At 50.7% G+C, this 11,322-nt stretch carries 7 protein-coding genes and 1 pseudogene; 6 read left to right on the top strand and 2 right to left on the bottom strand.

Going from position 1 to position 11,322, the window contains the following annotated elements; translation table 11 throughout:
- Positions 1–374 (top strand): hypothetical protein (locus tag ACTS3T_RS02290; RefSeq protein WP_462934716.1); only part of this gene is annotated, 374 nt, incomplete at its 5' end.
- Between the two features lie 183 nt (positions 375–557).
- Here ACTS3T_RS02290 and ACTS3T_RS02285 read toward each other — a convergent pair.
- Positions 558–800 (bottom strand): hypothetical protein, encoded by a 243-nt coding sequence (locus ACTS3T_RS02285; protein WP_377968014.1) that lies wholly within the window; start codon positions 798–800, stop codon positions 558–560.
- A gap of 328 nt (positions 801–1,128) precedes the next feature.
- Entirely contained in the window at positions 1,129–4,203 is a 3,075-nt protein-coding gene (locus ACTS3T_RS02280; RefSeq protein ID WP_377968015.1) for a plasmid replication protein, CyRepA1 family, read from the bottom strand.
- Between the two features lie 500 nt (positions 4,204–4,703).
- Between ACTS3T_RS02280 and ACTS3T_RS02275 the strand changes: the two genes are divergently transcribed.
- The 5 genes and pseudogenes from ACTS3T_RS02275 to ACTS3T_RS02255 form a co-directional block, all read left to right on the top strand.
- Positions 4,704–5,240, top strand: a complete 537-nt coding sequence (locus ACTS3T_RS02275) for a CU044_2847 family protein (protein WP_377968016.1) — start codon at positions 4,704–4,706, stop codon at positions 5,238–5,240.
- A gap of 13 nt (positions 5,241–5,253) precedes the next feature.
- On the top strand, positions 5,254–7,077 hold the full coding sequence (locus ACTS3T_RS02270; protein WP_377968017.1) for a VMAP-C domain-containing protein: 1,824 nt from the start codon (positions 5,254–5,256) through the stop codon (positions 7,075–7,077).
- Positions 7,074–8,111 carry an AAA family ATPase gene (locus tag ACTS3T_RS02265; protein ID WP_377968018.1) on the top strand — a complete coding sequence of 346 codons (1,038 nt, stop codon included), beginning with the start codon at positions 7,074–7,076 and terminating at the stop codon, positions 8,109–8,111. Before ACTS3T_RS02270 ends, ACTS3T_RS02265 begins: the two co-directional genes overlap by 4 nt.
- Positions 8,108–11,008, top strand: a complete 2,901-nt coding sequence (locus tag ACTS3T_RS02260; RefSeq protein ID WP_377968019.1) for an SAV_2336 N-terminal domain-related protein — start codon at positions 8,108–8,110, stop codon at positions 11,006–11,008. The genes ACTS3T_RS02265 and ACTS3T_RS02260 overlap by 4 nt, the downstream gene beginning before the upstream one ends.
- A 71-nt stretch (positions 11,009–11,079) precedes the next feature.
- Positions 11,080–11,247: pseudogene (locus tag ACTS3T_RS02255) on the top strand (diversity-generating retroelement protein Avd); the annotation flags it as partial.
- Positions 11,248–11,322 lie beyond the last annotated feature (75 nt).

Here is an 11,322-nt window from a genome sequence, read left to right as displayed (position 1 = left end):
CTGCTATCTCTCCGGCTCAAGCCATCAGCGTAGACTCAGCCAACCGCCTCGACCAAGCGCGTCAAGAGCATCTCGATAACAAGTCTTCTGATAAGTTTGATCAACTCCGCTCAGAGCATTTGGATAACAAAGAGGAAACCAAGTTCGACCAACTGCGCCGCGACAACTTAGAAAAGTCTTCCGACAAATTCGACCAGCTTCGTTCTGAGCATTTAGACAACAAATCTTCTGATAAGTTTGACCAGTTACGTTCTGAGCATCTGGACAACAAAGAGGAAACCAAGTTTGACCAACTGCGCCGCGACAACCTGGAGAAGTCCTCTGATAAGTTCGACCAGATCCGCTCAGAGCATCTAGACAACAAAGCCCTCTAATCGTTCCATCGGCTAGCGTTACGTCACTTATACTTACGCACCACCCAGCCCCTGCTCTGACTCATCAGCGGGGGCTTTCGTGCCACCCAAGCTTGATGCACGGCTCCTTGTATCAATCATCGCTGCATCAAGGCTCTAGTCATTTTGGCTGGGGCTTTTTTTATGGGTAGAAGGGCGATCGCTCTACTGCTGTTTTGCCCCCTGCTTTTGATCAATCCACTCAGTCAGCTCTTTGGCTGTCTGTGCGTAGTCTTTGAGCGCAACCAAAACTTTTTCTAATGGCTGCTTTACATCGCTATTAGGGCGAGCGCTAGCATTGTGAGAGGCGTTTTGAAATTCGCTCATTGCGGTCTTGAGCTGTCTGTCTGCAATGCTCAGCGCTGTTTTGCGTTTAGCTAGCTCAGGCTCGTATGGATCAATTGGCATAGTTAGCTTTTTCTACGGGCGCTTGATTTTAGCATCTTCACTTAACTTGAGAGCTTGCGGCTATTCAGTTCTAATCACTTTTGCGGCTTTAGAGCGAAGGGGCTATCCCATCGAATACCAAATGAACATAGGCAGAATTGAGAACTGCTCAAAAGAGACTCTTCACTCTAACGGCAATTGGCCTCCACAAATTTCCCGCTTGCAGCCATCAGCCTGCTAAACAAAAACTGGAACCAAGCAGAAGCGCTACGCTGCTCGCCTAGATGCGGAGAGCGCGCCTGGGGCACTAACCAAGCCAAGCGTTTGCAATAGAAAGATAACTAGGCCGTCAACCACTCATCTCTTGAGCAAAAAAAGTCCCTTCTTCTTGCTTTTCCCGTTCCTGTTTAGATTCTGCTGGAAAAAACTCTCCTATACCCAGCAGTTCGACCGGATCACCCTGTAAATCTTTAATTAATACCACTGGGGGCGATCCGACAGACCCAGATTGATTTGACCCTAAGCGATGGCGTCTTTCAGCCCGTCTCTGCAGCACTGCTAGCTGCTCTTGGCAGTATGCAGCATTGAGCCGATAAACCCTCAACTTTTCACCCTCATAGCCCGCTACGCTGCGGCTCCAGCAGAACTCAGTCTTGATGCCGAGCTGGGATAGAAGCTGGTGAGCAATTTGGATTGGACTCATCTGTGGCTGGATGGTGAAGTTAAGTACCAGCTTGATTTGGGTAGCTAACGCTCTGGCCTGGTCTGCAAAAGCTTTAAGGTCATAGTGTGTCCATTCATGGGATGGCTTAAGAAACTGGGCTAAGCCTAAAACTGCTCTGAGCTTTCGTTTTAGTTCAGCGTGGCTCATGTCCCAGGGGGTTAGCCCTTGCTGCCACTGACTTTGTTTTTCCAGCTTGCCTGCATCCGCACCGACTGCGGTATCAGGGTAAAGCAGTGACTCTAACTGCAGCAGCTCGCCCCGTCGTCTGCCGTTATTGTCAGCTATCACTAGCTCAGCCGTGACTGCTTCGATGGGAAGGCAGTAGAAGTCAGCGATCGCAAATTTAACAGCAGCTAGTCGTTCTTCAGGTGTGGGGGTTTCTTTGGTCTTTAAAGCTTCGTATTCTAGGTAGGTGAGGTTATTTGCACTGGCGATCGCGTCTGCTTCCATCGCTTTAATTGCCTCTTTAGCCTCTTTGAGTAGTAGCTTCGCAGCCTGGTTCGTCTCAGCTGCCACCGTCTGCACCTGGTTGCCTTCCCACTGTAGCCGCACCTTCAGCGCTAGCCGTAGATGTAGCATTGAGCGATTACGCTCCGCCTCAAATCGTGCCCACAGATTCAGATGTGGGTCACTTTGCCAGTCGTAAGCAGCGATCGCTCCGGTGATGTCCTCTCGGAGGCTAGAACGAATGAGAGAAGTAGAGGTATCAGTCTTATCCTTCAGAACCTTTTTCAGGAAGAAATGAGAGGTATTCTGCGAGAGACGGCTATAGTTGCGGCCTTGCTCAGCACACCAAACAACGCGAGGTAAGGGTGAGCGCACGCGGCTAAGGGCTTGGCTGATGTCGGCATCAGTTGAGGAAACGCCCCAGAACAGGCCATAGACCTTATCGAAATGTTCGGTTTCAAGGCTAACCCCCGTTGCCATTGAAGGTGTGGCGATAACCACGTCAATGCCTTCTAGATTTTCGTTAGGTTGCTGAATGAAGGCTTGCTCAACCTCACCCCCGCTGGTTTCAGAGTTCAGCACTAGGCAGTGCAGCCCTAAATCTTCAATCTGGCTAACCAGCCGTTCAAGCTTTTTAGAGCCTGCTTTGCTGTCGGTAGCAATGAAGAGGCGCTGCCCCGCTCGGATGTCCTTTAGCAGCTCTGCCGTAATCACCGAGGCGTCTTTGGCTTCAATGAAGCGTACTGGATAGCCTGTGGATTTGTAGTCATTGCGAATCAAATAGGGCTTCTGGCGATCGCCTCTGAGTTCTGCAATGTAGTTAATGGCAGCATCGTTCAAGTCAGCATCGGCTAGAATGACGCGCTTTGCTACCTGAATGAGCTGGTGGAACCGGGCTAGCAGGGCGGGTCTGCGCCCGTCTTTATTGCAGGTGGAGCTGGTGAGAAGCGATCGCAACACCTGCACAACCTCATCCAGTACCAGATCACATCCCGCAAATTGCTCAGGATTGATCGTAAGTAGTGATTCAACACAGGTACCGACTCGCAATGTATAGCCAGCAGCACTGATAAACTGGCCTTTGACTTTGTCCAAGTCGCCCCGATAGTCCAGATTCAATCGCTGGCAGAGATTTCGCATTAAGGCAATACGGTGGCCACCTGCCAAGCAGCGTTCTACACCTGCAACTGTTTGGGCGATTAGCTTGGTCTTGCCGCTGCCTTTGGATGCTGCGATCGCAATAACGCCTTCAATTGGGATAGATTCAACGTCTAGCGCTGAGAGATCTGGCACGTTGAGGCGAATAGCGGCTCTATGGGTGAGCTGATTGTCAAGCGCATGCCAGAGCTTCCATTCGTCTAGCAACAGGGCTTGATTGACTGCGATCTCAAAGGCTTCAGCCCCAGCCGTCACAATCAGATCATCAACCCCTTTACCAACAGTTCCGTCCCACTGGGCAATTCTGACGGTAGCCCCTTGCTCTTGTAACAGTCGGCCAAAGCGAGAAAGGGCGAGAACAACTTTTCGTCGTGTTTTGACTTCTGCATCTTGGTCAAAGGCAAGTATGACAGGGCGATTCTCCACCAAGAAGGGTAGCAGCTCTGGAATTAGCGATCGCTCAATCGGATTACCTAGAGAATCCGTAGAGCGGTAGCCACCGTTAACGCCGTAGAGGGCGATCGCTATGTAACCCTGAGACAATAGTGAGAGGGCTTTTTTTGCCCCTTCAGTAATGACGATTTCGATTTCCGGATGTTGAGCTAACCATTGCCAGAAGGAACTGCACAGCGGTACCTCGACGCCGTAACGCTGATTAATTAACTCCCTGATATGGGCTGGAATAGTGGGCAAATAGGGCTTGCTGCCGTTACCAATGGGAGTTTCGTATTTGCGCCGTTTGACCAGATAGGGATGTTGCTGGATGAGTTGCTGGAACTGAGAAGCGATTGCCCAGTCAGTTAGCTGTAGTTCTTGCTTAAGAGCCTTGATAGTCTTCCTTTTATCAACCTTGGGAGCTAGCAGTTTTGCCTGCCAGCAGGAGCCATCTTCATTGAGGAACAAAGCGCCTTCTAGACGGGGCTGAGTTTGCTGCCCAAAGCGGCTATAGTGCCAGCCGAGAGCGTTGTGAATGGGGGTGTAAGGTTCGCCGCCGGGGGCAATTTCTAAATCGCTATGTAAGCTGACGGCAGCTCGATATAGGCCGCTATCGATCGCAGAGCCGACACAGCATTCTTGCTGAAACTCGAAGTGCATTATTCAAAAAAATCTAAACTTTGGGGGGCGTTAAGCTGAAGCGTTCTCATCACACGGGTTTCAGTTACCGCAAATCTGAGCCATCTAGTGATGGCTCAAAAAAAATGGCACAACAAACAGGCGCACTATTGCAGGGGAGATCCACAGGCGCTAATATGGTGATGAGAATTTAATACACAAATCCCGTGCCCTTGTCCTTTTGGACATGGCTTCTGGAGTAGGCAAGAGCGTTAGCGTTACACTTCCCGGTGCTGAGCTAACGTTTTCTTGTATTTAGGGACTTGCGTTCAAAGACTTTCAGTAGACATCACCTCCTTGCAGGGTGTGTAGGGTCATTCTATTCGATCCTCTGGCAGGCTCGCTAGCAGATTTACAGGTGTTGTAGTACACCAGCAATTTCATTCAGCAGCGTTGAGTGGTGTGCTTGCTGAGTTTGTGGCCTAATCTGAGTCTGCAGATCTGTATAGCGCTCAGCGACGATTGCCTAATTTTTCTGAATTATGAATAGTTTTATTACAGCGATAGGCTTTTGCAAGAGTGGCGATCGCTGTTCTGGCTGCTCTCGGCTCACCGCTATATTTGATTCAAATGATTCAAACTTTGCTGGATTTTGGTACTGGCTTGCATTAGTCGCCATTATTGGACTCAGAGTGCTATCAAGGTGGAAACATGTCAGAGTTTTTACGGTCTGCTTGAGCGCTATGAAAAACGATAGAGTACTTGCCGAGTTTTTGTTAGAGGACGGTACGGCTGTCTGGGTTGAAGTCCCTCAGCCGCTGGATGAGGACGCAGTTGAAGAAGTCTCAGTGCTAGATGAGACGCTGTATAAAACTGAGAAAACTATCGAGTCGGCATTGGGCAAGATCCCTTCAATCGCTTCAGCAGTAATGTCTAGCCTTAAAGCCGGTTTGACAACTCCTGCTGATGAGGTGGAGGTAAAATTCGGCCTCGACCTTAGCGTAGAATCCGGCGTGATTCTTTCAACCGTAGGCGGCAGCGTCAACTTTGAGGTCACGCTGAAGTGGCAGGGAAAATAGCTGAACAATTTTCATGAGTGAGAACACAGCAGCTCTCAATCCAGCTTTTAAAAACGCAATTGTTCGCATCTATAGAGGAAACAGGGTCATCGGCGCTGGTTTTCTAGTTGAGGGTGGATACATACTCACCTGTGCTCATGTCATCAGAGATGCCTTAGTGCTTAAAGCAGAGGACTCTGCTATTGGAGAAGCGATAAAGATCAATTTTCCCTACATTTCGCTGAGGCAAAAGCTGGTTGCCAAAGTTTTGCTCTATCGATATGTCAAAGATGAAGAGGCTCTGGATCAAGATATTGCTGGACTCAGTATCTTAGATCCTCTGCCTGTGGGGGTTCATCCTGTCAAATTGTTAGTCGGTTATCAATTACATAGCCCTTACTGGGTATTAGGATTTCCTAAAAGTCACCCAAAAGGTATTACGTCTTATGGGCAGCTTCGGCAGGATCTACCCAATGGTTTGGTGCAGCTAGAAGATACCAAGGTTCAGGGGACTGCTATTTTGCCTGGTTTCAGTGGAGCGTCCGTATGGGATGAAGTCGTCTCTGCTGTGGTTGGAATGGTCGTGGCGCGGGAGAGAGAGCAGCCTGAAGCCAAGATTGGCTTTATGGTGCCAGCAAAAACACTGATCGCTGTGCAACGAGAATTAGATAGTTGTTATCTGCTAGCGCTTTTGCGGAGTCATGAAGAGACGCTGGCTAAGGCCATCAAGATTGCTTATCGGCTGGCCTATCCATCTGGCCGAGAAATTCCAGGGGAACTGCCAGAGCTGCTTCAAGTGCTGCAAGAGGCGATGCGTGGTGACGATCAATTTGAAGCGATAGATCGATTTGTTGCCATATTGAGCCTATCGGAGTTAAATCCAGAGGCAGAGCTGCGGGAGAAGCTGCAAGGGTGGGTGCAGCGACGGGTTACTGAACAATGGCAAGATTTACTGAATCGCGCTAAGGCACTCTACAAAGAACATCAAGTAGTTGAAGAAGCCGATATCCTATCCCATCTACTCATTTATGTTCAAGATGAGTCGAGTGAAGCGCGTTCAGTCTCAGCTCTTTTTATTCAAGATGCCAGCCAATATAGTGTACGAACGGGTAAAGGGAGTGAACGAATAGAAGCGCCTGGTAAAGCTCCCTTTTTAGAAAAAGTGACGTTGGATTCCTTACCCAGCTTGGTGCAAGCCTGTTTGGATGAGGCACTTGATAAGTTGCCGACGAGTTTAATGCTGCATCTGATCCTGCCACTAGCTTGGTTGCCTGAGGCATGCGATCGCTGGCCCTTTATGAAGCGGGAGCAGTTCTCCTTCTTACCGAGTACATTGGATCGGCTTGGAACCCGCTTCTGCTGCGTTGTTCGCATTGCAGAAAGACTAAATCCTGAAATCTTGAAACTGTTCAGAGAGCCTTGGAACGGGAAATGGAAAACTTTGCTGTCGATGACTAATAATATTTGCCATTCGTTTGTGCTGGGAGATGGTCTTGCGATAGAACCAGACTTAGTTGTGCAGCTAAATCAACCGACCATCGTCGGTCTAAAAGCCTCAGTGGTTTATGAGGATAGCCAGTATCCAAAAGTATTCGGTGCATTGATTGCGACGGGTACTCCGGCTGCAGTTTGGCTACGGCATGACCAATTTACTGAAGAGATTTGTGCCGTCACTGACCTAGATAAGTTGCTCACCTGTAAGATTGCTACGTTGCCGGAGAAGGTCAAAAAGGTGCGCTTAGAGGCTCTCGACTGTGAAGAAAACAAGCATATTGGTCACCATTTGTCCTTTTTGTGGGAAGACCCCGCTCTGATTCCGCCTAGTACACAGAAGACGCTTGGAATGCCGCAATCATGACAGATTCGACTTGGCGAATTTTTCAGGGGAACCGCACCCCACACGAGGATCGAGATTACATCACCGGGCGATTACCAGATCCTCCAAGTTGGCGACCTTTTGGTACTCAAGCGGCGGCTGAGGAAACGGTTGCGAATCTAAAGAAACAGCAGCGCGGAGCGACCTTTCAGGCTACGGAAGACGAAAAGGACATGGTCAATGCTGCGCTCTATCTGCGGCGACCGTTGCTAGTGACGGGAAAGCCGGGGACTGGTAAGACGTCTTTGGCCTATGCGGTAGCTTATGAGCTGAATCTGGGCGAAGTGCTCTACTGGCCGATCACGACCCGCACCACGCGCAAAGACGGCCTCTATAGCTACGATGCGATTGCCCGTTTGCAGGATTCTCAGTTAAAGCGTGAGAAGGATATTGGTAGTTACATTACCCTAGGGCCATTAGGGACGGCTCTGTTGCCGACGGATCATCCTAAACGCCCTCGGGTATTGCTGATTGATGAGATCGATAAAAGCGATATCGACCTGCCCAATGACCTGCTACACCTCTTTGAGGATGGGGAATTTGAAATTCCTGAAATTGTCCGCTTAGCGGAAGAGTTAAAGCAGAAAAAACAAAAAGCCAAAGTTCGCACGGCCTATACTGAGTCGGATGAATTGCAATGGCAAGAAACCGACACGGGACGCTTTCGGTGTGGAGCATTTCCCTTTGTGGTGATGACCAGCAATGGTGAGCGAGATTTTCCCCCGGCCTTTCTTCGCCGTTGTCTACGACTAAACATGGGTGAGCCTAAGCCCGATCGCCTCAAGAAAATTGTGGAGGCTCACTTGCAAGATGACTTGAACGATAAAGCCAAAGTCGCTGAGGCCGAGGCACTGATTAAACAGTTCTGCGATCGCAGCAAGAACGGTGACCTCTCTACAGACCAACTACTCAATGCCATTTATTTTGTGACGCGGGAGCGTGTACCCGAGCAAAAGACCAAAGACAAGTTAGTGAAGGCTCTGATGAAGTATCTCTCCAGCACCGAGGATGCATGAGGCCCGGTAACCCCAAGGTCGAAGACATTGATGGTCTAGCGACGCTGTTAACTAGGGCAGGGGTCGACTTCGGCGTTGAGGATGTGGCTGATGCCTTGTGGCTAGCGGGGCACATGGGAGATCTAGCGGCTGGCCCCAGCCAGCAAAACCAACCAACCTCCGCAACCAATCAGACCAATATCCGCGAAGAATTCATTGAGGCTGACGAGACGGAAGCAGCAGACCCCGTTGCTCAGCTTTCATTGCCCAAGCAGCCGTCCCAGAAACAAACAGGGGGGCAATCATCAGATTCGGGAATCCCGATTAAAGCCCCTGCTGCGCCAGCCTTGAGAATTCGCCTAGAGCTAGCTCGATCGCTACGACCTCTGCGGCAAACGGTATCGTCTCCAGGACGGCTGGAATTTGATGAAGCGGCTACCGTCGAGCGAATTGCCGATCAGCGGACTTGGTCGCCGGTGCTTAAGCCTGCCCCCGAGCGTTGGCTGGATGTAGCACTGGTGGTTGAGGACATGCGATCGCTGCCGCTGTGGGAAGAGACGATTGAAGAGTTTCAAACGTTGCTGGAGCGACAGGGAGCCTTCCGTCGCGTAACAACCTGGCGGTTACAGGCAGAAACGGATCAGCCCTTGAAGCTATTTCCCAACTGGCGTGATCCGGTATACCGGCAACGCCCCCGACAGGCTAAACAGCTATGGGATCCAGCCCGACGGCGGTTAATCCTGCTGCTCAGTGACTGTACGTCCGAGGTGTGGTACACAGGCAAACTGCTGTCCTGGCTAGAAACCTATGGTCGGCAGGCCCCTACAGCTGTGGTGCAGTTATTGCCAGAGCGACTATGGTCACAGACCGCATTAGGGCAGGGAACACCTGTATGGCTGAAAACGGTGGAACGGGGAACTGTGACCGCCAACTTGACCACTCAGTATCGCATAGCGCTATTGCAGCAGTTGATAGCCAAACCGGTTAAGCCAATGACGGTGCCTGTGGTGCCTTTAGAGGCTGAGCCGATGAAGCAGTGGGCCAAGCTGGTCGCGGGCAGTGGAGAAAGTCGAGCCGTAGGGTTGCAGTTTGATTTAAGTAAAGAAGAGAAGGCCGGAGGGCCGGAGGTGGAGGAGAGCGAACCCTCGCCACAGGAACGGGTGCAGCGATTTTGGACAACAGCATCATTGATGGCGCAGCGATTGGCAGGGTTAATGTCGGCTGCGCCTGTGAGTCCACCGATTGTCAATTTGATTCGACAGACGTTGTTGCCCAAGGCAGAGCCGGTGCATGTGGCTGAGGTATACATGGGGGGGTTAATGGAGGTACAACCGGCTTCAGGCGCTGAAGATACGAAGACGACACCATTGCAATATGACTTTGCCGATGGGGTGAGAAATGTCGTGTCTGATGTGGTTTCCAAACGCGAGACTGAATCAGTGCTGGATGCAGTCTCGCGCTACATTGCCGATCGCTTGAACCTCAGCACTAAAAACTTTGAGGCTCTGCTGAGACTCGATTTTCAGGGCGATCCGGAAGCAGAAGACATCGTGATTCCTTTTGCTAAAGTTGCGGCCCAGACTCTAGAGCGCATGGGGGGAGAGTATGCCGCGATCGCAGAGCAATTAGCGACTGCGCCAAAAGTGCCGCCACCACTGCCAGTACCTAATCCCAATGACCTGTTTCCGCTACTGCAAACCTTTACCTTCAGAGAAGCCATCCTTGAGCTTGCGCCGGGAGTAGAGCCATCACCAGACTCACAGCCCAATCTACCGACGTATGAACTCCATGACTTTGCGTTTGAAACCGTTTCACTGCAGTTGCAGCCCGCTCGGCTACGGACTGATGATTTTGCTTCCATTTTGCCGGAACTGCAACGACAGATGGTAGAGCGGGCAGAGGTGTCTTTAGATGAGATCCAAATTGCCTTTTTGCAGGGAGCTTGGAACGGTGAAACTTATAACGAAATTGCCGCTCACCTACCGGCTTATTCACCAGGGGAATTGAAGCAAGAAATTGCCGCTCCACTTTGGCGTCTCTTATCCACAATCCTGGGGGCAAAAGTCAATAAGTCAGTACTCAAGTCAGTGCTAACCGACTGGGCAATTCGGCCTCAGCTCACCCTGCAGCGACAGCAAAGACAGGGGCAGCAACTGATCGAAGACCTAGGGCAGGGAGTTGTGCTAGAGATGGTGCTAGTTCCGGCGGGTTCGTTTGTGATGGGATCTCCTGAGACAGAGAAAGGCCGCTCAGACGACGAAGGCCCACAACATGAGGTTACCTTTGCGGCATCTTTCTTAATGGCTAAATACCCAATTACCCAGGCTCAGTGGCGGGTCGTGGCTGCACTGCCACAAGTAGGGCATGAGTTAGCTTCAGATCCATCAAGTTTCAAAGGAGATAACTGCCCGGTAGAGACTATAACTTGGTATGACGCAGTGGAGTTTTGTGCCCGACTTAGCCAGCACACAGGGCGAGACTACCGCCTTCCCTCCGAAGCTGAATGGGAATATGCCTGTCGTGCAGGAACAACTACCCCGTTCCATTTTGGGGAGACGATTACGACAGATTTGGCTAACTATGACGGGAACTACGCTTATGGTGCTGGGCCTAAAGGCCAATATCGAGAACAGACCACAGAAGTCGGTAGCTTTCCAGCGAATGCCTTTGGCCTCCATAATATGCATGGCAATGTCTGGGAATGGTGTCAAGATCACTGGCATGATAATTATGACGGAGCGCCTACAGATGGGAGTGCCTGGTTATTCTCTGACGAGAGTAAATACCGTATACTGCGGGGCGGTTCCTGGGACGACGATCCTGGGAACTGTCGGTCGGCGAGCCGCGGCAGGTTCTCACCTGGCCTCAGGCTCTACGACGTTGGCCTGCGGGTGGTGTGCGGCGTCGCGAGGACATAGCCCTTTACCCTTTACCCTTTTGCCCTTGGGCGCGGTTAAAAATAGTACAAATGCTCTCTGGGATGAAAACGATGAAACGAGATCTGCCTATTATCCAGAAAACCTACGACTTGGTGAAGTGGTATGTGCCTATTCTCAACAAGCTACCCCGTGAGCATAAGTTTTTGCTGGGCGATCGCATCGTCACCAGTCTCTATGATCTGCTCGAAGGGTTGATTCTAGCTCGCTATAGCAGTGACGGCATCCGAATAGAAAACAGGGTTGAGTAGCCTGGTAAGCTTAGCTGAACGGTTGCTCAGCCTACTCTTCCTACC

It is taken from the genome of Almyronema sp., from assembly GCF_052168255.1.
Lineage (GTDB): Bacteria > Cyanobacteriota > Cyanobacteriia > Phormidesmidales > Phormidesmidaceae > Sphaerothrix > Sphaerothrix epifaneia.
Note: the sequence above shows the minus strand (reverse complement) of the source record. Positions and strands in the feature narration are given on the sequence as shown.

What these genes read in the sequence shown, in the direction of transcription:
- ACTS3T_RS02285 (WP_377968014.1), bottom strand. Translation starts at nt 800, where the DNA reads ATGCCAATTGATCCATACGAGCCTGAGCTAGCTAAACGCAAAACAGCG.
- ACTS3T_RS02280 (WP_377968015.1), bottom strand. Translation starts at nt 4,203, where the DNA reads ATGCACTTCGAGTTTCAGCAAGAATGCTGTGTCGGCTCTGCGATCGAT.
- ACTS3T_RS02275 (WP_377968016.1), top strand. Translation starts at nt 4,704, where the DNA reads ATGAATAGTTTTATTACAGCGATAGGCTTTTGCAAGAGTGGCGATCGC.
- ACTS3T_RS02270 (WP_377968017.1), top strand. Translation starts at nt 5,254, where the DNA reads ATGAGTGAGAACACAGCAGCTCTCAATCCAGCTTTTAAAAACGCAATT.
- ACTS3T_RS02265 (WP_377968018.1), top strand. Translation starts at nt 7,074, where the DNA reads ATGACAGATTCGACTTGGCGAATTTTTCAGGGGAACCGCACCCCACAC.
- ACTS3T_RS02260 (WP_377968019.1), top strand. Translation starts at nt 8,108, where the DNA reads ATGAGGCCCGGTAACCCCAAGGTCGAAGACATTGATGGTCTAGCGACG.